Here is a 26177-nt window from a genome sequence, read left to right on the forward strand (position 1 = left end):
GGTTGGCACCGGACTGGCAAGTTTGTGTGTTGAATGAAAGTTTCGCTTTCGTGATCGTTTATCGATTTGCTCGATGGCGTGGGTTTCGCCCTGCTGGGCGACTCACTTTTTTCAGTCGCGAAAAAAGTAAGCAAAAACGCTTGCCCCTACATACGGCCCTGCGCTGCGCGCAGGGTTCGTTCGCTCCATCGCCGCTCCGAAGGCCGTCGTACAAGGGCCATCCTTGGCCCTTTACGACTCTCGCCGCATCCCTGCGGCTCGCCCTCTACGCAACGATTCCGCTCACCCTTCTGAAAGGGGCGGTTGGTGTCGCCTGTTGGTTCGTGCAAAAAGAAGCAAAGCCCAAGCAACACCAACAATCTTTCAAGCGACTCGGACCCCATCCCCCGTCAGGAGGCCGAGTGGAGGTGTTGCGCAGGGGGACGCGAGGCATGGACGCCGAGCGAGGAGCGAAGGGGCAGGGACGCCCCTTCGTGACGGCCCCCGGAGCGGCACCGGAGCGAGGGGAGTCTGGCCACAGGCCAGACCCGGATGTCGGGCGCGCTTTCTCTTTGGTTACTTTCTCTTTCGCGCGAGCAAAGAGAAAGTGACTCGGCCGGGGGGCCGAAACCAGAAGTGTCAGCACACTCGGTAATCGCCCTGATCTGCAAGCTACAAGCCTAAGCCAGCTGGCAGCACCACCCAAACTTGCCAGTCCGATATCAACCCTCATGTCGCACCGCGCACCAGACACCAGCGGAAGCCATGAAAATGCACGGAAAGTAGCGCTCCGGCAGTACCAAGGTAGTAGGGGGGCGAGCGTTTCCAGGTTCTAGCATGGGGTTGTCCGAAAACAGAACCGGGGCATACAACGACCACCCCGTGGCATCGGAGGTAGCCTGTGAAGATTCTTCTGGTGGACGACCACGCCATGGTGCGTCAGGGCTGCGCCGCGCTGCTGCGTGCGGTACTGCCCGAAGTGCAACTGAGCGAGGCCTGCGATGGCGAACAGGCGCTGGACGAGTGCCAGCGGGACATTCCCAGCCTGGTGATCATGGACATCGGCCTGCCGGGCATCAGCGGCCTGGAAACCACGCGGCGCTTGCGTCAGCGCTTGCCGCAGTTGCGGGTACTGTTCTTCAGCATGCACGACGAGCTGACCCTGGTTCGCCAGGCGCTGGATGCCGGTGCGGCGGGCTACATCACCAAGGGCGCCTCGCCGCAGGTGCTGATCGACGCGGTGCGGCGCGTCCTCTCCGGCCATGCCTATATCGAGCAACCGCTGGCGACCGAACTGGCGCGCAATCCGGTTCATGGCGGCTCGCCGGACCCGCGCCTGCAGGGCATGACCCAGCGCGAATTCGAAATCTTCGTGATGCTCGCCAGGGGCACGCCTGCCCGGCAGATCGCCGAGCAGCTGTGCATCAGCGGCAAGACCGTCTCCAACTACCTGACCCTGCTCAAGAGCAAGCTTCAGGTCGGCTCGCACGCCGAGCTGGTACACCTGGCCATCGATACCGGCGTGCTGCGCGTTGGCGAGCGAAGGATGGTCCAGGCGTAGTTCCCGCTCGGCAACGCGGCGCTTCGCCAAGGCTACTTTTCCCAATCCATCGGGCAATCCGTGCAGCCTTCCATGTTGGTGCCCTGGAAGGACGCGTAATGCCGCCGCGCACCTGTGAGAATGGCATTCTCGAGGTTGGCGTCATTGAGCTTGGCTTCCTGCAGGTTGGCGTCGATCAGGCTGGCGCCCTTGAGATCGGCCTTGCTCAGCCAGGTCATTTCCAGGTCGGCGGCGCGCAAATCACTGCCGTGCATCTTGGCGCCGCTCATGCGGGCGAACTCGAGGTAGGCGGCGGTGAGATTGGCGCCCTTGAATTGCGCCGCCTGGGCGAACAATCCCCAGCCCTGGATGGCTACCAACTGGGCGTCGGTGAAGTTGGCCAGGCGCAGATTGGCCTGTTGCAGGCTGGCGCGATTGAGGGTGGCGCCGGTGAGGTTGGCCTTTTCCAGGTTGGCGAGATCAAGGATGGCATGGCGCAGGTTGGCTCCGGAAAGGTCGGCGCCGGCCAGGTTGATCTTGCGCAGGTCCTGGTTGCTGAGGTCGGCACCGCGTAGGTCGGCGTTGGCGCATTGGCTTTCCGGCTGCAGGGTGCAACCGTTGACGGTCAGGGGCTGATCGTCCGCGGCGAAGGCCGAGGCGGTAGCGAGCAGCAAGGGGAGTAGCAGGCTGGACGTTTTCATGTTGGGACCCATGCATTGGTCGGGCGCCGGGGCGCCCGTTCCGAGTGAATAGGCCGTGCCCGCGACAGCGCAGGCACGGCCGGGACATCAACGCTTGGCGGTCTTGTTTTCCCATGCGGGCAACTTGAACACCCAGAACGAGCCGCCCTGTGCGACCGGCTTGGTCAGCTCGGCCATGTCGCCGCCCCACAGCGGCACGGCGCCGCCGTAGCCGACGGTCACGCCGATGTACTGCTCGCCGTCCTGCTCCCAGGTCACGGGCGGGGAGATGATTCCGCTGCCGGTCTGGAATTTCCACAGCTCGTCGCCGGTCTTGGCGTCGAAGGCCTTGAAGTAGCCGTCGCTGGTACCGGTGAACACCAGGTTGCCCTTGGTGGCCAGTACGCCGGCCCACAGCGGCAACTTCTCCTTGTGTTCCCACTCCACCTTGCCGGTGGTGGGGTTCATGGCGCGCAGGACGCCGACGTGGTCGTCATACATGCGCTTGATGCGGAAGCCCTGGCCGAGGTAGGCCGAACCCTTCTTGTAGCTGACTTCCTCGGTCCAGTAGTCCTCCTTCCAGTGGTTGGCGGGCACATAGAACAGGCCGGTGTCCTGGCTGTAGGCCATGGGGTTCCAGTTCTTGCCGCCGAGGAAGGGCGGCGAGACCTCGACCGACTTGCCGTGCTTCTCGCCTGGCTCGGGCTTGGGTGGGCGCTGGCCTTCGTTCTCGATCGGGCGTCCGGTCTTGAGGTCGATGCCCTTGGCCCAGGTGATGTTATCGACGAAGGGGAAGGCGTTCTGCAACTTGCCATCCTTGCGGTCGACCACGTAGAAGAAGCCGTTGCGGTCGGCGTGGGCGGTGGCTTTCACCGTCTTGCCGTTCTTGTCCTTGTAGTCGAACAGCACCAGTTCGTTGTTGCCGGAGAAGTCCCAGGCATCGTTCGGCGTGTGCTGGTAGAACCACTTCACTTCGCCGGTGCTCGGGTCGACGCCGACCTGGCCGGAGGTATAGAGGCTGTCGTAGTCCTGCGGCTTGCCATCCTTGGAAGTGCGTGCCCAGCCGTTCCACGGCGCGGGGTTGCCGGCGCCGACGATGATGGTATTGGTCTCGGCATCGAAGCTCGCGCTCTGCCACGGTGCGCCGCCGCCCTGGCTCCAGGCTTCGACCTTGCCGGTGGGGGAGTTGGGGTCGTCCGGCCAGGACGGTGCCTTGATGTCGCCGGTGGGGGTACTGTCCTTGCCGTTCAGGCGGCCCACGTGGCCTTCGACGAAGGGCCGCATCCAGATTTCCTCGCCGGTGTCCGGGTCGCGAGCGAAGAGCTTGCCGACCACGCCGAATTCGTCACCGGAGCTGCCGTGGATCAGCAGCACCTTGCCGGTCTTGCCGTCCTTCACGAGGGTCGGCGCGCCGGTCATGGTGTAGCCGGCGCCGTGATCGCCGAACTTCTTGTTCCAGACGACCTTGCCGGTGTCCTTGTTCAGCGCCACGACGCGGGCGTCGAGGGTGCCGAAGTAGATCTTGTCGCCATAGATGGCGGCGCCACGGTTGACCACGTCGCAGCAGGGGCGAATGTCGTCGGGCAGGCGGTGGGCGTAGCTCCACAGGCGCTTGCCGGTCTTGGCATCCAGGGCGAAGACGCGCGAATAGGAGCCGGTCACGTAGATCACGCCATCGTGGATAAGGGCCTGGGATTCCTGGCCGCGCTGTTTCTCGTCGCCGAAGGAGAACGACCAGGCCGGCGTCAGCTTGAAGACGTTCTTGTCGTTGACCAGAGCCAGCGGGCTGAAGCGTTGGGCGTGGGTGCCCAGGCCATATTGCAGGACGTTATGGGTGGAGAGATGGTCGTTGGCAATGTCTTCCCAGCTGACCGGCTTGGCCTGGGCGGTGCCGATCAGTGCAAGGCTGCCCGCCAGCGCCAGGCATTGCACGGCGAGGGCGAGGGGACGTTTGCTGCCGGGGTGCGATCTTGTTGTCATGGTTGCGATTCCCTTGGTCGGTTCGGACTAGGCCATCGGCGCAATGCGCAGACGTGGTGTCTGGCATGAGCGACGACCTGGCGAATCGATTATTGGAAGCGCGGCGCCGGGGCCGATACGGAAAAACTCCCGCGAACGCCGGGAAAACTTCCCAAACGCCTGGTGATTTGGCCTTGCTCCCCAAGTGCCGTTCGACCTGCTGCCAAAGGCGGTGGCGAAACCCGCTACCAAGGGAGGAGGCGCCGGCATCCAAAGCAGGATTCTGTCGACCCGACAGCATCGCCAACATGACCGCCATGCGCTCCCGACGGGGGCTGCCTTGCACGGTTTCACGAAACGAGGTGGTAGTCATGAACAACAAGAATCCAATGCGCGTACTCCTGGCCGCAGGCCTGCTCGCGATGTCCGGCCTGGCGCTGGCACACGGTGATGTCGTACCCCATGCGGTCGAGACCAAGGGCCTGCCCGAGCTCGGTGAAGAATGGGTGGACGAGAACCCCTATCGTGAACCGGGCGAGCATCACGACCTGGCCGTGGAGATCGGCTCTTCGGCCTACAACCAGAACTGCGCCCGTTGCCACGGGCTGGAAGCCATCTCTGGCGGCATCGCCCCGGACCTGCGTGAACTGGAGGCCGATATAAGCGGTGACGAATGGTTCAAGGAGCGCGTGATCAACGGCGCGGTGCGCGACGGTGCGGTGTACATGCCACGCATGGCCGACACCCTCAGCCAGGAAGCGTTGTGGGCGATCCGCACCTATATAGAAAACGAGGCGGCCAAGCAGTAAAAGACAGCGCTCTGCGCGGGAGAGTCGATATGCGCGTTCGTGAACTGCTGCTGGTCTTCACCCTGTTGCCGCTGGACGGGGTGTTGGCCGCTCAGCCCGACCCGCTGCAATCGGTCATGTGGCAGCACCACCACGAGCGCGTGCTGAACGGCGAGCCCTATGTGTTCGACGATCGCGTCAAGGTACTGGTACCGCCCTTCGCCGAAGACGCTCGCCAGGTACCGATGCATGTCGATGCGCGCGCGCTGGGCGATGAGGTGGTGCGCATCGAAGCCTGGGCCGAGCTCAATCCCATCCCGCGCGTGTTCAGCTTCGTTCCGGGCGAGCAGGTCGTGCCGCTGGTGGCCATTCGCTTTCGCGTGGAGCAGGCCACGCCGATCCGCGCGGCGGTACTCACGCGAGATGGTGTCTGGCACGTGGGCTCGGCCCGGGTGGATGCCGCCGGCGGCGGCTGTTCGGCGCCGAGTGTGGTGCGCACCCAGCCCGGCTGGGAACAGCGGCTGGGAAGGGTAGTGGGCGGTCGTTTCGAGCGCGCTGCCGGCAGCCGTCTGCGCTTGCAGGTCTCGCACCCGATGGACAACGGCCTGGTCGGCGGCATTCCCGAGTTCTTCCTCAACCAGGCCGAACTGCGCGACACGGAAGGCAACACCCTGGCGACGCTGGAACTATACCCCGCCGTCAGCGAGAACCCGACGCTGAGTCTGGAAGTGAAGGGCCAGCAAAGCAGCCGCCTGTGGCTGCGCGACAACAACGGCAACGAGTTCGAAGCGGCGTTGTAGCGTGCCGCAGTTCACTCAAGCCAAGGAGGCCACATGCGCCTGTTCATCCTGACCCTCGCGCTCTGCCTGGCCCTGCCTGCACAGGCCGAGCTGCAATACCGGCTGCAGCCACGCCAGATCGCCGAAGATGTCTGGCTGCTGGAAGGCTCGACGGACAACTTCGACCCGCGCAACGGCGGCAACATCGTCAATACCGGCTTCATCGTGACCTCGAACGGTGTCGTGGTGATCGACAGCGGTCCCTCCAGACGCTACGGCGAGGCCATGCGTGCCGCCATCGCCGAAGTGACCGATAGCCCCGTCATCAAGGTGCTGCTCACCCATCATCATCCCGACCATGTGCTGGGCAACCAGGCCTTCGCCGGCGTGCCCATCGCCGCGCTCGCCGGCACCACCGAACTGCTGCGCGAGCAGGGCGATGCCATGGCCGAGAACATGTACCGGATGGTCGGCGACTGGATGCGCGGCACCGAGGTGGTGCTGCCGAACGAAACGCTGGAGCCCGGCCTGCTGGAAATCGGTGATCGCAGGCTGCACCTGCTGCAATTGCGTGGACACACCGGGGCCGACCTGGCGGTGCTCGATGAAAGCAGTGGCGTGCTGTTCGCCGGCGACATCCTCTTTCATCAGCGCGCCCTGACCACGCCCAACAGTCCCGGGCTGGATGTGTGGCTGGCGGATCTCGATCGTCTCGAAGCCACGCCCTGGAAATTGCTGGTGCCCGGCCACGGACCGCTGAGCCGCGACAGCGCTCCGTTCGAACAGATGCGCGACTATCTGGGTTGGCTCGACGGTCTGCTACGCGACGCGGTGGCCAGCGGCGCCGACATGAACGAGGTCATCCAGAGCCCGATCCCCGAACGTTTCTCCGGCATCAGCCTGACGCGCTACGAGCTGATCCGCGGCGTCAGCCACCTGTATCCGAAGTACGAAGCAGGGCAATTGCAGCGGGTGGACGAGTAACCGATCGGTATATCGCGCAGTGGTTTCCTGCACGCTCAGAGACTGTCCGGGTCGCCCACGAACATCTGGATGCGCGAGCGCAACCAGCGCTCGGCGGGGTCGTTGTCCTGGGCGCCGCGCCAGGCCATGGACAGCTCGAAATCCTGGCTGGTCTCGAACGGCAGTGGTTCGGCGCGTACGCCACCGCTGGCTGCCAGAGCCGCCGCGGCGTAGTCCGGTACCGTGGCCACCAGGTCTGTGCCTGCCAGCAGGCTCGCCAGGCCGTTGAACTGCGGCACGGCGAGCACCACCTGGCGCTTGCAGCCATGCAGGGCCAGCTCCTCGTCGATGTAGCCGTTCAGATCGCCAGCGAAGGACACCATCGCATGCGGGCGGGAGCAGTAGTCGTCCATGCTCATGCGCCCCGGGATGGCATCGGCGCGCAGCAGCATCGGCTTCGGACGGCGTAATACCTTGCGCTTGGCATTGGCTGGCAGTTCCTCGGTGTAGCAGACACCAACGGAGATTTCGCCCGATGCCAGCAGCCCCGGCATCAGCAGGTAGTTGGCACGGCGCACCACCAGCACCACTCCCGGCGCTTCGGCCCGAATGCGGCGCAGCAGGGGCGGCAGCAGGGCGAACTCGACTTCGTCGGTCAGGCCGATGCGGAACACCTGGGTGCTGGTGGCGGGGTCGAAGCTGGACGCGCGACTGACGGCGGTGGAGATCGAATCCAGCGCCGGTGACAGCAGCCGGGCGATTTCCTGGGCGCGGGCGGTGGGCTCCATGCTGCGACCGGTGCGTACGAACAGCGGATCGTCGAACAGCGCGCGCAAGCGGGCCAGCGCGGCGCTGATCGCCGGCTGTCCGAGAAACAGCTTCTCGGCGGCACGGGTCACGCTGCGCTCGTGCATCAGGGTCTCGAAGACGATCAGCAGGTTCAGATCCACACGGCGAAGGTCGTTGCGATTCATGCCATTCACTTCATGTTGCGGTCGGACGACAGGCCCTTCCTCGAAGGTTGCGACTGCATTCTAGACAGATCGAAGCGCGCCACGCATGCCCATTTCCGCTCGCAAATTGCACGAAGCTGTCATGGATGCGTTCATACATACGGAGCTGCATGCAAACCATCATCATCGCTGGGCATGGCGACTATCGACCGGAATGCCGCACGGGCGGCTGGAGTTGTGCCCGCGGGACGGATAGAGTCACCAATACAGTAGTAACCGAGGGGTCTTTCCATGTCCCGCATCATCCGCTTCCATCAGTTCGGTCCCGCCGAGGTGCTGCGCTACGAGCAGCAGGAAACATCCAGGCCCGGCCCCGGCGAGGTGCTGGTGAAGGTCGCTGCGATCGGCGTGAGCTGGAACGACGTGCTCTGGCGACAGGATCTGGCGCCACGCCACGCAAGGCTGCCGGCGGGCCTGGGAAGCGAAGTGGCCGGGTTGGTAATGGCCGTGGGCGAAGGCGTCGAGGGCTTCGCCATTGGCGACCGGGTAGCCAGCTTTCCGGCTCACGACATCAACGACTATCCGCTGTATGGCGAACAGGTGCGCGTTCCGCAGACTTCGCTGGTGCACTATCCGGCGATGCTCAGCCCCGTCGAGGCTAGCGTGCACTACACGCCGTTGCTGATTTCCTACTTCGCGCTGGTGGAGCTCGCGCAACTCGAGCCCGGCCAGCACGTGCTGGTCACTCAGGCCCGGCACTGCACGGGGCCGGCCGTGGTGCAGCTGGCCAAGGCGCTCGGCGCGCGGGTCATCGCGACCTGCGAGCACAGCGAAGACCGGGAATTCCTGCTGGGCCTGGGGGCCGAGACGGTCATCGCCACCGAGGAGGAGGACCTCGTCGGTCGCCTCGACAGGATCACCGGCGGCAAAGGCGTGGAAGTCGTGCTCGACGCCTGCGGTGGTTCGCAGATGAAACTGCTCGGCGATGTGATCGCGCCGCGCGGCAAGCTGATTCTCTACGGCATCATCGGCGGCAACGAGGCGGCTTTTCCCGCATGCGCGGCGTTCAAGAAGAACGTCAAGTTCTTCCTGCATTGTCTCGGCAACTTCACCGGCCAGCCGGAACTGGGCATCGAGCAGAACCGTGAGGCGGTGGAGCGTGCGCTGTTGCACCTCAATCAGCTGACTGCCGATCGGCTGGTCAGTCCCCAGATCGACAAGGTGTTTCCCTTCGAAGAGGCGGTCGCCGCGCACCAGTACATGGAAAGCGGCGAGGCCCGAGGGCGCGTCGTCCTGCAGGTCGAATGAGGCTCCGTAGGCTGCCTCTCATCACCCGCTAGAAACTTTTCGGCTGGCCATCCAGTCCTCCGCAGACAGGTTATTCACTTGACGGAGGACTCGGCATGGCCGACCAGAAGCAGACTATGCCCCCGCAACAGCAACCGGAGCCGGGCAAGGAAGACGAAATGACACCTCGCCCGGAATTCCGTGGCGAGGATTACAAGGCCGCCGGCAAGCTGCAGGACAAGGTGGCGATCATCACGGGCGGCGACAGCGGCATCGGCCGCTCGGTGGCGGTGCTGTTCGCACGCGAGGGCGCCGATGTGGTGATCCTCTATCTGGATCAGTATCAGGATGCCGACGAAACACGCCGCGTGGTGGAGCAGCAGGGGCGCCGCTGCCTGACCTTCGCCGGCGACGTGGCCGACCAGGATGTCTGCCGCAAGGTGGTCGACGAGACGGTAGCCACGTTCGGCAAGCTCGACATCCTGGTCAACAACGCCGCCGAGCAACACCCGCAGAAGCGCTTCGAGGACGTCACCCAGCAGCAGTGGGAAAAGACCTTCCGCACCAACGTCTTCGGCATGTTCCAGATGACCCAGGCGGCGCTGCCGCACCTCGGCAAAGGCGCTTCGATCATCAACACCACCTCGGTCACCGCCTATAAGGGCAACCCGATGCTGATCGACTACTCCTCGACCAAGGGCGCGATCGTCGGCTTCACCCGTGCGCTGTCGATGAGCCTGGTCGAGCGCGGCATCCGCGTGAACGGCGTGGCGCCGGGGCCGATCTGGACGCCGCTGATCCCATCCACCTTCGATGCCGACAAGGTGGCCGAATTCGGCGCCAACGTGCCGCTCAAGCGCCCCGGCCAGCCGGAGGAAGTCGCCCCGGCCTACGTCTACCTGGCCAGCAGCGATTCGTCATACGTCACCGGTCAGGTGATCCACGTCAACGGTGGCACGGTGGTCAACGGCTGACCGTCCGCCGACAGGAGTAAGAGCCATGCCGCGCACGATCTGGAAGGGCGCTGTCAGTTTCGGGCTGGTGCATATCCCGGTGGCCTTGGTCCCTGCCACCAGCCGCAGCGGAATCGATTTCGACTGGCTGGACAAGCGCAGCATGGACCGCGTGGGCTACAAGCGCATCAACAAGACCACCGGCGAAGAGATCGACAGCGAGAACATCGTCAAGGGCGTCGAATACGAGAAGGGCCATTACGTCGTGCTCAGCGACGAGGAAATCAAGGCCGCCCATCCCAAGGCGACCCAGACGGTGGATATCGTTTCTTTCGTCGATGCCAAGGACATCTCCTTCCTCTACATCGACACGCCGTACTACCTCACCCCCGACCGTCGCGGCGAGAAGGTCTACGCGCTGCTGCGCGAAACACTCATCGAGACCGGCAAGGTCGGCATCGCCAACGTGGTGCTGCGCAACAAGCAGCACCTGGCGGTGGTGATGCCGCTGGGCAAGGCACTGGTGATGAATACCTTGCGCTGGGCCGACGAGGTGCGCGGTGTCGAGTACCTGGAAATGAAGGACGAGGCGCTCAATGCCGATCTGAACAAGCGCGAGCTGGACATGGCCAAGCGGCTGGTGGAGGACATGACCGAAGACTGGGACCCGACCCAGTTCAAGGACACCTTCCAGGACCAGATCATGGAACTGGTGGAGACCAAGGCGCGCGAAGGCCGGTTGGAGGCCGTGGGTGGACCGGAAGAGGCGGTGGACCGGCGCAGCGCCGATGTCATCGACCTGACCGAGCTGCTCAAGCGCAGCCTGGCGGCCAAGCCGAAGAGCAAGGCCGGGGCCAGCGAGGAGGTCACCGATCCCGACGAGGACGGGGACGACGGCGAGGAAAACGGCAAGGCCAGCGCCTCCAAGGGCAAGCCCAGGACGCGCAAGACCACCGGCAAGACCGGCACCTCCGCACCCCGCAAACCGGCCGGCAAGAGCCGAAAAACCGGCTGATCGGCTCGGGAGGAACCCATGTCCGAAGGACGCAGCAAGCGGCCGCTGGTGGGTGGGATCGGAATCAGCAGTCCGCAGCGGGTGATCGATGCACGAACGGGCGCCACCAAGCTGCAGCTCGCCGAATACTACCTGTCGCTCCAGGATCGGCTGGTGCCGCACCTGCGTGGCAGGCCGCTGTCGATCGTGCGGGCGCCGGATGGCGTGGATGCGGACAGCTTCTTCCAGCGCCATTGCGGCCGGTTGAAGATGCCGCACATGCGTGTGCTGGATCGCTCGCTGGACCCCGAGCATGCACGCCTGATCCAGGCCGATGACATCTGCGCGGTGATCGAGGCGGTGCAGATGGGCACCGTCGAATTCCATACCTGGAACGCGCGCAGCGACCGGATCGAACGGCCGGACCGGGTGATCTTCGATCTCGATCCCGACACGCAGCTGGGCTGGTCGCGGATGGCCGAGGCGACCTGTCTGACGCTGGACCTGCTCGAGGAGCTCGGCCTGCAGGCCTTTCTCAAGACCAGCGGGGGGCGCGGCATGCATGTGGTGGTGCCGATCGACCGTCGCCACAGCTGGGATACCGTGCGCGCCTTCGCCCAGGGCGTCAGCCTGCGCCTGGCGGAACAGGCGCCCGACCGGCTGGTGGCCAGGATGGGGGCGAAGAACCGGGTCGGCAAGGTGTTCGTCGATTACCTGCGCAACCAGCGCGGTGCCAGCACGGTGGCCGCCTATTCGGTGCGAGCGCGACCGGGGCTGGCGGTTTCGGTGCCTGTCGAGCGTGACGAGTTGCACGAACTCGACGGCGCGGGGCAGTGGTCTATCCTCAATATCAAGCAGCGCCTGGACCAGCAGCGCAGCGACCCCTGGGCGGCCTACGACTCGACCCGTCAGGGGCTCACGAAGGCCATGTTGCGCCACCTCGGTGTTCGCGACCAAGACTGACAAACCTGTTGCCTGGAGCTTTCCCAACGAAGCGGAACCATACAAAAACGAGGCAGTCGACAACATCAGTTGGCTCGCCAACATAATTACAAGGAGATACCCATGACCGTGAGAGTATCCCGTCGCCAGTTCCTCAAGTTCGGTGCCGCCGGTGTTGGCGCATCGAGCATGGCCATGATGGGTTTTGCCCCGGATGAGGCTGTCGCTTCCGTCCGAAATTTCAAACTCAGCGCCTCCCGCATGACGCGCAACATCTGCACCTACTGCTCGGTGGGTTGCGGCATGTTGCTCTATTCGCGTGGCGATCAGTCGATCAACGTCGTCGGCGAAATCTTCCACGTCGAAGGCGACCCGGATCATCCGGTCAGCCGCGGCTCGCTATGCCCCCGCGGAGCCGGCGTGCTGGATTTCATCAAGAGCGAATCGCGGGTCAAGTATCCCGAGGTCCGCGAGCCGCACAGCAACGAATGGAAGCGAATCAGCTGGGACGAGGCGCTCACGCGCATCGCACGGCACATGAAGGATGACCGCGACAAGAACTTCGAGACCCATGACGAGCAGGGCAGGCTGGTCAACCGCTGGCTGACCACTTCGATGGTCGCCGCTTCGGCCTGTACCAACGAGACGGCTTACCTGACGCAGAAGATCACCCGGGCGCTGGGCATCCTTCAGCTGGACAACCAGGCGCGCGTCTGACACGGACCAACGGTGGCAGGTCTTGCCCCAACATTTGGTCGCGGTGCCATGACGAACCACTGGGCGGACATCGCCAATGCTGATGTCATCCTGTCCATGGGCGGCAATTCGGCCGAGGCGCATCCGGTGGGCTTCCGCTGGGTCATGCGGGCCAAGGAGCGCAGCAATGCGATCCTGATTTCCATCGACCCGCGTTTCAACCGCACCACGGCAGTGGCGGATCATCACGCCTGGCTGCGCACCGGCACGGACATCGTCTTCCTCGGCGGGCTGATCAACTACCTGATCGAGAACGACCGCTACGCACACGACTACGTGCGTGAGTACACCGACGCGCGGCTGATTGTGGCCGAAGGTTTCGGCTTCGAGGAAGGCCTGTTCACCGGCTACGACCCGGCCAGCAAGACCTACGACCGGCAAACCTGGAACTTCGAACTCGACGAGAACGGTTTCGCGCGCAGCGACCCGAGCCTGCAGCACCCGCGTTGCGTGTTCCAACTGATGCGCCAGCATTACAGCCGCTACACGCTGGAGCAGGTCGAGAACATCTGCGGCATGCCGCGAGAAAAGGCCGTCGAGCTCTGGGAGCTGATCGCGCAGACCGCGGCGCCCGACAAGACCATGACCATCCTCTATGCCCTGGGCTGGACCCAGCACTCCATCGGCTCGCAGATCATTCGCTGCGGTGCCATGGTGCAACTGCTGCTGGGCAACATGGGCATGCCGGGCGGTGGCGTGAATGCGTTGCGCGGCCACTCGAATATCCAGGGGCTCACCGACATCGGGCTGCTGTCGAACCTGTTGCCGGGTTACCTGAACCTGCCATCGGCCAACCTGCAGACCTACGCCGACTACATGCGCACCCGCATCAAGCAACCGCTGGTCGAGGGTGAGGTCTCGTACTGGAAGTTCTACGAGCGTTTCTTCGTCAGCCTGATGAAGGACTGGTACGGCGATGTCGCCACGGCGGAGAACGACTGGTGCTACGACTGGCTGCCGAAACTTTCGGTGCCGATCTACGACATCCTCTACGCCATCAACGACATGACCCTCGGCAAGATGACCGGTGCGTTCTGCCAGGGCTTCAACATCCTCGCGGCGTTCCCGAACAAGGCGAAGGTGTTCGATGGTCTGTCGAAGCTGAAGTACTTCGTGATCATGGACCCGCTCAAGGTGGAAACCGGCGAGTTCTGGCGCAATTTCGGCGAATACCACGACGTGGACCCTTCGCAGATCGGTACCGAGGTGTTCCGCCTGCCGACCACCTGCTTCGCCGAGGACGATGGCTCCATCACCAACAGCTCGCGCTGGCTGCAATGGCATGACAAGTCCGCGCCGGGGCCCGGCGAGTCGATGACCGATACGGAAATCCTCGGCGAGGTGATGCTGCGGCTCAAGCGGATGTACCAGGAAGAGGGCGGCGCATTCCCCGATCCGATCCTCAACCTGACTTGGAACTACAAGGTGCCCAACTATCCCACGGCCGAGGAGCTGGCCAAGGAATACAACGGCAGGGCACTGACGGACCTGACCGACGACACCGGGCAGGTCGTTCGTCGCAAGGGCGAGCTGTTGAAGGATTTCAGCGAACTGCGTGCCGACGGCAGCACGGCCTGCGGCTGCTGGATCTACTCGGGCGCCTGGACCGAGCAAGGCAACATGATGGCCCGGCGCGACAACTCGGACCCTTACGACACCGGCAACACCATCGGTTGGGCCTGGGCCTGGCCAATGAACCGTCGCGTGCTCTACAACCGCGCTTCGGCGCGGCCCGACGGTACGCCCTGGGCACCGAACAAGGCCTTCATCTGGTGGGATGGCGAGCGCTGGACCGGCGCGGACGTGCCGGACTTCCCGCTGACGTCACCGCCGTCCGAGGGCGTGCGGCCGTTCATCATCACCCAGAGTGGCGGCGGGCACTTCTTCGCGGCCGAATGGCTGAACGAAGGGCCCTTTCCCGAGCACTACGAGCCCATGGAGTCGCCGATCGACCGCAACCCCATGAGCCCGAACAACCCGCAGGCATTCAACAACCCCATCGTCCGGGTCTTCGAGCAGGATCGCGACTCGTTCGGTTCCAACAAGGACTTCCCTTACGCGGCGACGACCTACCGTTTGACCGAGCACTTCCACTACTGGACGACCCATGCGCGGCTCAACTCGATCGCGCAGCCGGAGAAGTTCATCGAGATCGGCGAACTCCTAGCCAACGAACTGGGCATCAGCGCCGGCGACCGGGTCAAGGTGACGTCCAAGCGTGGCTACATCACTGCCGTGGCGGTGGTGACCAAGCGCCTGATTCCGCTGGAAATCGATGGCCGCACCGTCCACCAGATCGGCATTCCGATCCACTGGGGCTTCAAGGGCGTTGCCCGCAAGGCGCATCTCACCAACACCCTGACGCCCTTCGTGGGTGACGGGAACACGCAGACACCGGAATTCAAGTCGTTTCTGGTGAACGTGGAGAAATTCGGGGGGACCGTCTGATGCGTGGCGACCAGATCAATCTGCAGAACATCATCGCCCGCTCCGCGAGCACCGTGCCGTCACCGCAGGTGCGGCACGGCGGCGTGGACAAGGTGACCAAGCTCATCGACGTGTCGGTCTGCATCGGCTGCAAGGCCTGCCAGGTGGCATGTTCGGAGTGGAACGACCTGCGTGACGATGTGGGCACCTGCGACGGTACCTACAACAACCCGCAGGACCTGACGGCCGAATCCTTCGAAGTCATGCGCTTCTCCGAATACGAGGACGAGCAGGGCAACCTCGAATGGCTGATCCGCAAGGACAACTGCATGCACTGCGCCGAGCCGGGCTGCCTCAAGGCCTGCCCGTCGCCCGGCGCCATCGTGCAGTACGCCAACGGCATCGTCGATTTCAACTCCGAGCACTGCATCGGCTGCGGCTACTGCGTGGCGGGCTGTCCCTTCGATATCCCGCGGATCTCGAAGAAGGACAACAAGGCCTACAAGTGCACGCTGTGCTCCGACCGGGTGTTCAACGGGCTGGAACCCGCCTGCGTGAAGAGCTGCCCGACTTCGGCGATCATGTTCGGCACCAAGGAAGACATGCTCGACTACGGCGCCAAGCGGGTCGCGCACCTCAACGATCGTGGCTACGAGAATGCCGGCATCTACGACCCCGCGGGAGTGGGCGGCACCCATGTGGTTTATGTGCTGCAGCACGCGGACAAGCCGGAGATCTACAGCGGCTTGCCACGCGACCCGCATATCGCGCCGACCGTCGAACTGTGGAAGGGCATCACCAAACCGATCATGTCCGTGGCGCTGGGCGTCTCGGTACTGGCAGGCTTCTTCCACTACGTGATGCAGGGTCCGAAAGAAGAACCGGAGGACGACCCCGATCCCGATAGGGCGGCAGCCGAACTTGAACTCGATCGTCGTGGGGAGGACAGGCCATGAGCCATTCCAACACCAGGTACGGCATCCTGCGTTACAGCAAGTGGACCCGGGTCAATCACTGGATAGTGGCGATCAGTTTCGTTCTGCTCACGCTGAGCGGGTTGGCGCTTTTCTATCCGGCGTTTTTCGGGCTGACCGCGCTGTTCGGCGGGCCGGAGCCGACACGCATCGTGCACCCCTATATCGGCGTGTTCATGTCGCTGCTGTTCATTATCCAGGCGGTGCGCTTTTTCGGCGACAACCTGTTCCGTCGTCACGACGTGCAGTGGATGAGGCAGATCCGCGATCTGCTCGGCAACCGTGACGAGCGTCTGCCTCCTGTGGGCAAGAACAACGCCGGACAGAAACTGGTGTACTGGATCTTCCTGGCGACGGTACCAGTGCTGCTGGTCACCGGCATCGTGCTCTGGCGTCCGTGGATCGCCGATGGCATGCCGGTATGGGCGTTGCGCTGGGCCGTTACCATTCATGCCTACGCGGCGTTCATCGCGATCATCACGCTGGTGATCCACATCTACTCGGCCATCTGGGTCAAGGGTTCGATACGGGCCATGACTCAGGGGCGTGTCAGCCACGCCTGGGCGAGGCATCATCACGGGCTCTGGTACGAGGACATCATGCGTAACAGGAAGTCGGATGCGCAGAGCGCTGCGTCGAACAGCGAAGTCCAGCAGGAGCGTCGATGAAAGGATCCGCAGTGAACCACACCTATGGAAGTGCGCCTTCGGGAATCATGGAGGCGCCCGAGGTCGTCCTGGCCGATGCCACGCTGTTCAGTAAACGTGCCTTGCGGCTGCGCGAGCTGGTCCAGCAGGTGCCGGCGCTGGACGAGTTCCTGGAGTTCATGGCGCGGCTGTCGCAGGCGCAGCATCAGGTTCTGAGCGAACGCGAACCGGCCTGGCGCCCTGCGCCCGATGCATTCGACGCCGCATTGCTGCACGGCATGCCGCCGCTCGGGCACCGTGCGCTGCGGCGTGACATGGACTGGCAGGCCGATCTGCTGGCGATTCTCGATGCGCTGGAGTTGCATGTGGGCGAGCGTCAGCGCCCATTGCTGAAGGCCTTGCGCGAGATGCCGGCCGACGAACGCAATGCCCTGGCCGAAGACGTGCTGGAAGCACGCCCTGGCAGCGAGACAACGCGCGGGTTGATGCCATTGGCCGCTGCGGCGCTGCAGGTCAGCTGGTTGCGTCTGGTCCTGGCATTGCCCAAGCCGCCGGCCAAGCCGGGCGAGGAAGCACGCGCGCTGTGTCCCTGTTGCGGCTCCCTGCCGGTGGCCAGCGTGATCCACAACGATCGGCAACGTAGCGGTGTGCGCTATCTGCATTGCAGCCTGTGCGCGACCGAGTGGCATCTGGAACGGGTCAAGTGCAGTGGATGCAACAGCGGCAAGCTGGCGTACCTCACGCTCGATGACGAGAAAGGCAAACCATTCCTGCCGGTGCAGGCCGAAGCCTGTAGCGATTGCCACAGCTATCTGAAACTGGCGCAGCGCGAACTGCACGGTCGCGCCGACCCGGTCGCCGATGACCTGGCGAGCCTGGCCCTCGACCTGTTGCTGGCGGAGCAGGGCGAATACGAACGAAACGGCTACAACCCCTTGCTAATCTTCGGCGATTGATCCGGCAGGGCGGCTCGGCAGATCCTGTCGAGCCGCCTACCGTGTCGCAGCCTTCCTCGAACTCCCTTCAGTTCCCTCCTGAGTGCTCTGCACCCCGGCATCTGTGCGCCTTTCGGCCACAAGCCGATCACCGGCCAGAGCCATCGCTGAACTTTTACGACGACTCCTCGCTCGGAAGTACAGAGCCCGAGAAAGCCCGAGGAACGGGCTTTCAAGGCGATCTACCCAGCCCTCAAGATCAATCTGGATACGGATGGGTATCGCCGTTCTGTCATGCCTCGTGCCTCAGGAGCCCCTCGATGTCCGATACCCAACCCCACGCCACGACTCACCCCGAACTTGAACAGGCGCTGCGAATGTCGCGTATCGCCATCGAGGCGACGCAGCCCGTGCTGGAGGAGGGGCGCTTCGCGGCCAAGGCGGTCATCGGGCAGCCGGTCGTCGTCAGCAGCCGGGTATTCGCCGATGGTCACGATCAGCTCGCCGCGGCCGTGTGCTGGCGGCAGAAGGGTGACGAAGGCTGGCGGCGCGCACCGCTGAAGCGGGTGGATCATGGACGGGACATCTGGCAGGGCCAGTTCACCGCCACTCAGGTCGCCACACACGAATTCCGTATCGAGGCCTGGTGGGACGTCTACGAAAGCTACCGATACGAGCTTTCCAAGAAGCACGCCGCCGGCGTTCCAGTGGGGCTGGAGCTGACGGAGGGCCGCCTGCTGGTCGAACGCGCCGTGCAACGCGCGCAGGGTGAAACCCGGGCGGTGCTGGATGACCTGCTGCATCGGCTCGACAGCGCCCACCTGGACGACGAGCGGGTCTCGGTACTGCTGGCCCATGAAACCGCGGCAGCGATGGCCGCCGCCGACCCACGTGAGCATTGCAGTGCGAGCCCCATCTACCCGCTGGAGGTCGAGCGGCCGCTGGCGCAGTTCGCCAGTTGGTACGAACTGTTTCCCCGCTCCGAGACGGACGACCCGAACCGCCATGGCACCTTGCGCGACGTGCACAAGCGCCTGCCGGCGATTCGTGACATGGGCTTCGACGTGCTCTATTTCCCGCCGATCCACCCCATCGGCCGCGCCCATCGCAAGGGGCCGAACAACAGCCTGCAGGCCGGGCCGAACGACCCCGGCAGTCCTTATGCCATCGGCAGCGAAGACGGCGGCCACGACGCCATTCACCCGCAGTTGGGGACGCTCGAAGACTTCCGTGAGCTGGTCGCAGCCGCCGCCGAGCACGGCCTGGAGATCGCCCTCGATTTCGCCATCCAGTGTTCCCAGGATCATCCCTGGCTGAAGGAGCATCCGGGCTGGTTCTCCTGGCGGCCGGACGGGACCATCCGCTATGCGGAAAATCCGCCAAAGAAGTATCAGGACATCGTCAACGTCGACTTCTATGCCGAAGACGCCATGCCCGACCTCTGGCTGGCATTGCGCGACGTGGTCTGGCACTGGGTGGAGCAGGGCGTGAAGATCTTTCGCGTCGATAACCCGCACACCAAGCCGCTGCCGTTCTGGGAATGGCTGATCGCCGATATCCGCGCACGCGATCCCGACGTGATGTTCCTCTCCGAAGCCTTCACCCGGCCGGCGATGATGGCGCGTCTGGGCAAGGTCGGCTTCAACCAGAGCTACACCTATTTCACCTGGCGCAACGCCAAGGCCGAGCTCAGCGAATACCTGACCGAACTGAACGAGCATCCGCTGCGCGATTGCTACCGGCCCAACTTCTTCGTCAACACGCCGGACATCAACCCTTTCTTCCTGCAGGAGTCCGGCCGTGCCGGTTTTCTCATTCGTGCGGCCTTGGCGACCATGGGGTCGGGGCTGTGGGGGATGTACTCGGGCTTCGAACTGTGCGAATCCGCCGCCATCGCGGGCAAGGAGGAGTATCTGGATTCGGAGAAGTACCAGATCCGGGTACGCGACTATCACGCCCCCGGCAACATCATCGCGGAGATCGCCCAGCTCAATCGTATCCGCCGACAGAACCCGGCGCTGCAGACCCACCTCGGCTTCAAGCCGTACCTGGCCTGGAACGACAACATTCTTTACTTCGGCAAGCGCACGGCGGACCTGTCGAACTTCGTTCTGGTGGCCGTGAGTCTCGACCCGCACAACGCCCAGGAAGCGCATTTCGAGCTGCCGCTGTGGGAGCTGGGCCTGCCCGACGATGCCCACACCCAAGGCGAAGACTTGATGAATGGCCATCGCTGGACCTGGTACGGGAAGACGCAGTGGATGCGGATCGAACCCTGGCATCTGCCATTCGGGATCTGGCGATTCAGTGCAGGCGTCTCGGATCCAGACTTGAAGTGATTTCTAGAATACATATAAAAAACATATGTAATTCATATGCTTATAAATAAATATTAATCCTTCTTGTGAGAGTGCTTCTGTGCTGTCGGACCTAGCTGCTACCGGAGCCTCGAAAGGAACGAAGAACATGGCCAAAGCGCGTAAACCCGCCGCCTTCATCAAAGACCCGCTCTGGTACAAGGATGCGGTGATCTATCAGGTCCACCTGAAGTCCTTCTTCGATTCCAACAACGACGGCGTCGGTGATTTCGCCGGCCTGATCGAAAAGCTCGACTACATTGCCGATCTGGGCGTCAACACGGTCTGGCTGTTGCCGTTCTACCCCTCGCCGCGGCGCGACGACGGCTACGACATCGCCGAATACCGCGGCGTGCACCCGGACTACGGCAACATGGCCGACGCCAAGCGCTTCATTGCCGAAGCCCACAAGCGTGGTTTGCGGGTCATCACCGAGCTGGTCATCAACCACACATCCGATCAGCATCCCTGGTTCCAGCGCGCGCGCAAGGCGAAGAAGGGCTCGGCGGCACGCAACTTCTACGTCTGGTCGGATACCGACGACAAGTACCAGGGCACGCGGATCATCTTCCTCGACACGGAAAAGTCCAACTGGACCTGGGACCCGGTGGCCGAACAGTTCTTCTGGCATCGCTTCTATTCACACCAGCCGGATCTCAACTTCGACAATCCGCAGGTGATGAAGGCGGTGCTCAGCGTCATGCGCTACTGGCTGGACCTGGGAATAGACGGCCTGCGCCTGGATGCCATTCCCTATCTCGTCGAGCGTGACGGCACCAATAACGAGAACCTGCCCGAGACCCATGTGGTGCTCAAGCAGATTCGCGCCGAGATCGACGCCAACTACCCCGATCGCATGTTGCTGGCCGAAGCCAACCAATGGCCGGAAGACACCCAGCTGTATTTCGGTGGCGAGGATGGTGGCCCCGGCGACGAATGCCACATGGCCTTCCACTTTCCGCTGATGCCACGCATGTACATGGCGCTGGCCCAGGAAGACCGCTTCCCGATCACCGACATCCTGCGCCAGACGCCGGATATCCCGGCCAACTGCCAATGGGCGATCTTCCTGCGCAATCACGACGAACTGACGCTGGAGATGGTGACCGACAAGGAGCGCGACTACCTCTGGAACTACTACGCCTCGGACAAGCGTGCGCGCATCAACCTGGGTATCCGTCGCCGCCTGGCGCCGTTGCTGGAACGTGATCGCCGGCGCATCGAGCTGCTCAACAGCCTGCTGCTATCCATGCCCGGCACGCCGGTGATCTACTACGGCGACGAGATCGGCATGGGCGACAACATCTTCCTCGGCGACCGCGATGGCGTTCGCACGCCGATGCAGTGGTCGCCGGATCGCAACGGCGGTTTTTCCCGGGCCGACCCACCCAGCCTGGTGCTGCCGCCGATCATGGACCCGCTGTACGGCTACCAGGCGGTCAACGTCGAGGCGCAGCAGCGCGACCCGCATTCGTTGCTCAACTGGACCCGACGTCTGCTGGCTATTCGCAAGCAGTTCAAGGCCTTCGGTCGCGGCGCGCTGAAGATGCTGGCGCCGAGCAACCGGCGAATCCTGGCCTACCTGCGCGAGTTCACCGGCATCAACGGCGAAACCGAAGTCATCTTCTGCGTGGCCAACGTCTCCCGTTCGGCCCAGGCGGCCGAGCTGGAGCTTTCCCATTACGCCGGCATGGTGCCGGTGGAGATGGTCGGGGGCAGTGCGTTCCCGCCTATCGGCCAATTGCCGTATCTGCTGACGTTGCCGCCCTACGGCTTCTACTGGTTCCAGCTGGCGCCCACGCACCAGATGCCGAGCTGGCACCAGGCACCGGTGGATGTCATGCCGGACTTCCAGACCCTGGTGTTCAAGCGCCTGGATACGCTGGACAGCGGTTGCAAGCGCATCCTGGAGAACGATTCGCTTCCGGCCTACCTGCCGAAACGACGCTGGTTCGCCAACAAGGATGCCTCGATCGACTCGATCAAAATCTGCTACAGCGTGCCGTTCGGCGATCCGCAGCGCCCGGTGCTGTTCAGCGAGATCGCCGTCGAGTCCGCCGGCCATACCGATCTCTACCAGCTGCCGCTGGGGTTCCTCGCCGAGGCCGACTTCGGTACGGCGCTGCCGCAGCAGCTGGCCATCGCGCGTGTTCGCCGTGGCCCGCAGGTGGGATTGTTGACCGACGCTTTCACCCTCGAGCAGTTCGTGCTGGGCGTCATCCAGGGCCTGCGCGACGAGCAGGTGCTGAGCTGCGGTGAAGGTGAAATCCGTTTCCAGCCGTTGCCACAGCTGGCGGACATCGAGCTGCCGGAAGGGGTCGAGGTGCGTTACTCCTCGGCGGAGCAGTCCAACAGCTCGGCGATCATCGGCAACGAGATGATGATCAAGATGCTGCGGCGTGTTTCCCCCGGCGTGCATCCGGAGCTGGAGATGGGGCGTTTCCTGACCGAGCAGGGCTTCACCCACATTTCGGCGATGCTCGGCCAGGTCAGTCGCTTCGACAGGAAAGGCGAGCAGCACGCCCTGATGGTGGTACAGCGCTTCCTGGATAACCAGGGCGATGCCTGGGAGTGGACGCTGAACACCCTCGATCGTGCCGTGCGCGACGAGCTGGCCGGTGGCGTGTCGCTGGTGGAAAACCAGTACAGCGCCCTGGACGAGCTGGAGAATTTCAACCACCTGTTGGGTCAGCGCCTTGGCGAACTGCACATGACCCTGGCCTCGGACACCGACAACCCGGACTTCGCCCGCGAGACCACCACGGCGGCCGACAGCAAGAAATGGGCGGCCAGCATTCGCGAGCAAGTCGGTCGCGCGCTGGATGTGCTCGCTACGCACCGCAGCAGCCTGGGCAAGAAGACGATCGCGGAAGTGGACCGGCTGCTGGGACTGCGCGAAGCCCTGCTGAGCGAGGTGGACAGGCTCGCGCGCGATGCCATCGGCGGCCTGCGCACCCGCGTACATGGTGATCTGCATCTGGGGCAGGTGCTGGTGGCGCAGGGCGATGCCTATTTCATCGACTTCGAAGGTGAGCCGGCACGGTCATTGGAGGAGCGCCGCGCCAAGCTTTCACCATTCAAGGACGTGGCTGGCGTGTTGCGTTCCTTCGAATACGCGGCCTCCATGATCCTGCGCAACGCCCAGGGCAGCGACAGTTCGCCCGAGGCCGACGATGCTCGTCGTCGCATCGCCGAGAACTATCGGCAAAGCGCGCGTTCGACGTTCATGGACGCTTATCGAGAGGCCGCGGCCGGATTGCCCCATGCCTGGCGTGAGGCCAACGGCGCCGAGGCGGCGCTGACACTGTTCAGCTTCGAGAAGACTTCGTACGAGATTGTCTACGAAGCCGAAAACCGGCCGGCCTGGCTCCCGGTTCCCTTGCAAGGTCTTGTCGATATGGCGCAACAGCTTTCCCACGGAGGTTTCAATGAATGATCGGCCGGTGGTGACCCTGCCCGGTGAACAACTTTTGCCCAGCGACGGCGATGTCGATGCGCTGGTTCGCGCCGAGCATGGTGATCCGTTTTCGATTCTCGGCCCCCATCCGGATGGCGACGGCCTGGTGGTGCGTGCCTACCTGCCCAACGCGCTGGGCGTCGAGGTACTGGAGCGTGCCAGTGGCCGTACGCTGGGAACCATGGAGCAGGGCCAGGTCCCGGGGCTGTTCTTCACGCGCCTGACCCACCCACAGCCCTATCTGCTGAAGGTCCGCTGGGCCGGTGGCGAACACGTCACCGAGGACCCCTACAGCTTCGGTCCGCAGCTGGGGGAGATGGACCTGTACCTGTTCGCCGAAGGCAACCATCGCGAACTGGCCCGTGTGTTCGGCGCGCAACCGATGGAGATCGATGGGGTGCCGGGCGTGCGCTTCGCGGTCTGGGCGCCTAACGCGCGGCGTGTGTCCGTGGTGGGCAGCTTCAACGACTGGGACGGGCGGCGGCACCCGATGCGCCTGCGTTTTCCCGCGGGCGTGTGGGAAATCTTCATCCCGCGCCTGCAACCGGGGGATACCTACAAATACGAGATTCTCGGTCCCGACGGTGTCCTGCCACTGAAGGCCGACCCCATGGCGCTGGCGACCGAACATCCGCCGGGCACCGCCTCGGTGATCGCGCGACCGCTCGATTACGAATGGAAGGACGAATACTGGCTGCAGGAGCGGGCGGCACGCCAGTCGCTCGAGGCGCCGATGTCCATCTACGAGCTGCATGCCGGTTCCTGGCAGCGCGAGGGCGGCGAGGGCGGGCGTTCGTACAACTGGCACGAGCTGGCCGAACGCCTGATTCCCTACATCGGCGAAATGGGTTTCACCCATATCGAGCTGATGCCGATCATGGAGCATCCCTTCGGCGGTTCCTGGGGCTACCAGCTGCTTTCGCAGTTCGCCCCCAGCGCGCGTTACGGCTCGGCCCATGACTTCGCCGCCTTCGTCGATGCCTGCCACGCGGCGGGTATCGGGGTGATCCTCGACTGGGTGCCGGCGCATTTTCCCACCGACGCCCATGGCCTCGGCATGTTCGATGGCACGGCGCTGTACGAGTACGCCCATCCTTTCGAGGGCTTCCACCAGGACTGGGACACCTACATCTACAACCTTGGTCGCACCGAGGTGCACGGCTTCATGCTGGCCTCGGCGCTGCACTGGTTGCGTGAGTTCCATGTCGACGGCCTGCGCGTGGATGCCGTGGCTTCAATGCTCTACCGCGACTACTCGCGCAACGAAGGCGAGTGGATTCCCAACCGCCACGGCGGGCGCGAGAACCTCGAAGCCATCGAATTCCTTCGCCACCTGAACGACGTGGTCGCGCTGGAGGCGCCGGGTGCGCTGGTCATCGCCGAGGAATCCACGGCCTTTCCCGGCGTGAGCAAGCCTGTCGCCGACGGCGGCCTGGGTTTCTCCTACAAGTGGAACATGGGCTGGATGCACGACAGCCTCATGTACATCCAGGAAGACCCGATCCACCGTAGCTATCACCACGACAAGATGACCTTCAGCATCGTCTACGCCTATTCGGAGCACTTCGTGCTGCCGATCTCCCACGACGAGGTGGTGCACGGCAAAGGCTCGCTGATCGGCAAGATGCCCGGCGATCGCTGGCAGAAGTTCGCCAACCTGCGGGCCTATCTGTCGTTCATGTGGACCCATCCCGGCAAGAAGCTGCTGTTCATGGGCTCCGAGTTCGGCCAATGGCGCGAATGGCACCATGACCGCGAACTGGACTGGCACCTGCTCGGCGAGCCCGATCACAAGGGCGCCCAGGACCTGGTGCGCGATCTCAACCGCCTGTACCGCGAGGAACCGGCGCTGCACGAACTGGACAGCGTCCCCGCCGGCTTCCAGTGGCTGATCGGCGATGACCGCAGCAACAGCACCTTCGCCTGGTTGCGCAGAAGCTCCAGCGGCCATCCCTTGCTGGTGGTGGCCAACTTCACGCCCGTGGTACGCGAGAACTATCGCGTCGGCGTGCCGGCAGGAGGGCACTGGCTGGAAATCTTCAACAGCGACGCGGCTCGTTATGGCGGCTCCAACACCGGCAACGGCGCAGGAGTTCTGACGGAGGAGGTCGAACGCCACGGGCAGTCGGTTTCTTTGTCATTGATCTTGCCGCCCCTGGGCGTGGTGATTCTTCGACCGCAGGCGTGAGCAGAAAGGTAAAACGGGGCCGCGCGAGTGGTCCCCTGGCACCGATTTTCCGCTGTTGATCGAGGCGGTCTGGAGGCCGACGAAAATAACGTGAATAAAGTCGAAAAAATGTCGTTTTTTCGCTGCCGAGAATGTGACTCCGAAAGCTTTGCGAAGTCTCACCTCACATGCTGAGCAAGCGGAACCGGCAACGCCTCGTTGCCCGGGCCGTTCAGACAGCAAACCCATGTAAACGCCGAGCCTCGTACAAAGGAAGCCTTGGATTGATTTCCTCAATTCACCCTATGACTTTTGTACGTTTCCCCTGGGAATGCAGGCGAGGCAAACTTCCAACCCATTCCCCGATCACTCGGGACAACCCATACCCATGCCACTGGAGGCAATCGTGAATTTCCCGCATCAGGTCTACCTCGCCGAGTTTGCTGTGCAGCACGCGCGTCGCGGAGTCGTTACCTACTACATGGCCAGCGCTGTAAAGCGTTGCCCACCCGCGAAAGGTACCGACGCCTGAATTCGAACTTCAGTTCGGCTGCTCCCCTGAACGGGTGAACAGCCAGGCGGCTTTCTCTTCGAGCCGCCATTCGAAACCCATGATCCGAGGCCACGTCAGGCTTCGGGT

General features: G+C 63.7%; 18 protein-coding genes. 15 read left to right on the forward strand and 3 right to left on the reverse strand.

From position 1 onward, the window contains the following. Positions 1-880: 880 nt before the first annotated feature. Entirely contained in the window at positions 881-1540 is a 660-nt protein-coding gene (locus EA795_RS16945; RefSeq protein WP_122078561.1) for a response regulator, read from the forward strand. Positions 1541-1572: 32 nt separating this feature from the next. Here the strand turns inward: EA795_RS16945 and EA795_RS16950 are convergent, their stop codons facing one another. Together EA795_RS16950 and exaA are read right to left on the reverse strand one after the other, a co-directional pair. Beyond that, on the reverse strand, positions 1573-2220 hold the full coding sequence (locus EA795_RS16950) for a pentapeptide repeat-containing protein (RefSeq protein ID WP_122078633.1): 648 nt from the start codon (positions 2218-2220) through the stop codon (positions 1573-1575). 87 nt (positions 2221-2307) lie between these two features. Continuing rightward, positions 2308-4179, reverse strand: coding sequence for a quinoprotein ethanol dehydrogenase (gene exaA / locus EA795_RS16955; RefSeq protein ID WP_122078563.1), 1872 nt, complete (start codon positions 4177-4179; stop codon positions 2308-2310). A gap of 350 nt (positions 4180-4529) precedes the next feature. Here exaA and pedF point away from each other — a divergent pair, with 350 nt between their 5' ends. The 3 genes from pedF to EA795_RS16970 are packed head-to-tail and all read left to right on the forward strand — an operon-like array spanning position 4530 to position 6709. Beyond that, positions 4530-4967 (forward strand): cytochrome c-550 PedF, encoded by a 438-nt coding sequence (gene pedF, locus EA795_RS16960; protein WP_058075895.1) that lies wholly within the window; start codon positions 4530-4532, stop codon positions 4965-4967. A gap of 29 nt (positions 4968-4996) precedes the next feature. After that, the gene (locus tag EA795_RS16965) at positions 4997-5746 is read left to right on the forward strand and encodes a quinoprotein dehydrogenase-associated SoxYZ-like carrier (protein WP_122078565.1); all 750 of its coding nucleotides are present in this window, start codon (positions 4997-4999) and stop codon (positions 5744-5746) included. 33 nt (positions 5747-5779) lie between these two features. Next, a complete protein-coding gene (locus tag EA795_RS16970) occupies positions 5780-6709 on the forward strand; it encodes a quinoprotein relay system zinc metallohydrolase 1 (RefSeq protein WP_122078567.1) in 930 nt (309 codons plus the stop codon). A gap of 35 nt (positions 6710-6744) precedes the next feature. On the opposite strand, the gene EA795_RS16975 is transcribed toward EA795_RS16970, so the two are convergent. Further along, positions 6745-7662: a LysR family transcriptional regulator gene (locus EA795_RS16975; RefSeq protein ID WP_058075892.1), complete on the reverse strand. Its 918-nt coding sequence runs from the start codon at positions 7660-7662 to the stop codon at positions 6745-6747. A 270-nt stretch (positions 7663-7932) separates the two neighbouring features. On the opposite strand from EA795_RS16975, the gene EA795_RS16980 reads away from it, so the two are divergent. From EA795_RS16980 to glgB, 11 genes are all read left to right on the forward strand, one after another. Continuing rightward, complete coding sequence (locus EA795_RS16980; RefSeq protein ID WP_122078569.1) at positions 7933-8949, forward strand: zinc-dependent alcohol dehydrogenase family protein; 1017 nt, start codon at positions 7933-7935, stop codon at positions 8947-8949. A gap of 95 nt (positions 8950-9044) precedes the next feature. Next, positions 9045-9902: an SDR family oxidoreductase gene (locus EA795_RS16985; protein WP_122078571.1), complete on the forward strand. Its 858-nt coding sequence runs from the start codon at positions 9045-9047 to the stop codon at positions 9900-9902. A gap of 25 nt (positions 9903-9927) precedes the next feature. Next, a complete protein-coding gene (ku, locus tag EA795_RS16990; RefSeq protein ID WP_122078573.1) occupies positions 9928-10896 on the forward strand; it encodes a non-homologous end joining protein Ku in 969 nt (322 codons plus the stop codon). An 18-nt stretch (positions 10897-10914) separates the two neighbouring features. Next, entirely contained in the window at positions 10915-11838 is a 924-nt protein-coding gene (gene ligD / locus EA795_RS16995) for a non-homologous end-joining DNA ligase (protein WP_122078575.1), read from the forward strand. Positions 11839-11946: 108 nt separating this feature from the next. After that, positions 11947-15021, forward strand: a complete 3075-nt coding sequence (fdnG, locus tag EA795_RS17005) for a formate dehydrogenase-N subunit alpha (protein WP_147456318.1) — start codon at positions 11947-11949, stop codon at positions 15019-15021. After that, positions 15021-15956, forward strand: coding sequence for a formate dehydrogenase subunit beta (gene fdxH / locus EA795_RS17010; RefSeq protein WP_014852782.1), 936 nt, complete (start codon positions 15021-15023; stop codon positions 15954-15956). The genes fdnG and fdxH overlap by 1 nt, the downstream gene beginning before the upstream one ends. Further along, a complete protein-coding gene (locus tag EA795_RS17015; RefSeq protein ID WP_122078577.1) occupies positions 15953-16642 on the forward strand; it encodes a formate dehydrogenase subunit gamma in 690 nt (229 codons plus the stop codon). The genes fdxH and EA795_RS17015 overlap by 4 nt, the downstream gene beginning before the upstream one ends. Further along, positions 16639-17577: a formate dehydrogenase accessory protein FdhE gene (gene fdhE / locus EA795_RS17020; protein ID WP_058078639.1), complete on the forward strand. Its 939-nt coding sequence runs from the start codon at positions 16639-16641 to the stop codon at positions 17575-17577. The genes EA795_RS17015 and fdhE overlap by 4 nt, the downstream gene beginning before the upstream one ends. 299 nt (positions 17578-17876) lie before the next feature. Then, positions 17877-19895, forward strand: a complete 2019-nt coding sequence (locus tag EA795_RS17025; protein WP_014852785.1) for an alpha-1,4-glucan--maltose-1-phosphate maltosyltransferase — start codon at positions 17877-17879, stop codon at positions 19893-19895. Between the two features lie 127 nt (positions 19896-20022). Next, positions 20023-23349, forward strand: coding sequence for a maltose alpha-D-glucosyltransferase (gene treS / locus EA795_RS17030; RefSeq protein WP_122078579.1), 3327 nt, complete (start codon positions 20023-20025; stop codon positions 23347-23349). Then, entirely contained in the window at positions 23342-25558 is a 2217-nt protein-coding gene (gene glgB, locus EA795_RS17035; protein WP_122078581.1) for a 1,4-alpha-glucan branching protein GlgB, read from the forward strand. The genes treS and glgB overlap by 8 nt, the downstream gene beginning before the upstream one ends. Positions 25559-26177 lie beyond the last annotated feature (619 nt).

Origin of the sequence: Stutzerimonas nitrititolerans (genome assembly GCF_003696285.1) — a bacterium.
GTDB lineage: Bacteria > Pseudomonadota > Gammaproteobacteria > Pseudomonadales > Pseudomonadaceae > Stutzerimonas > Stutzerimonas nitrititolerans.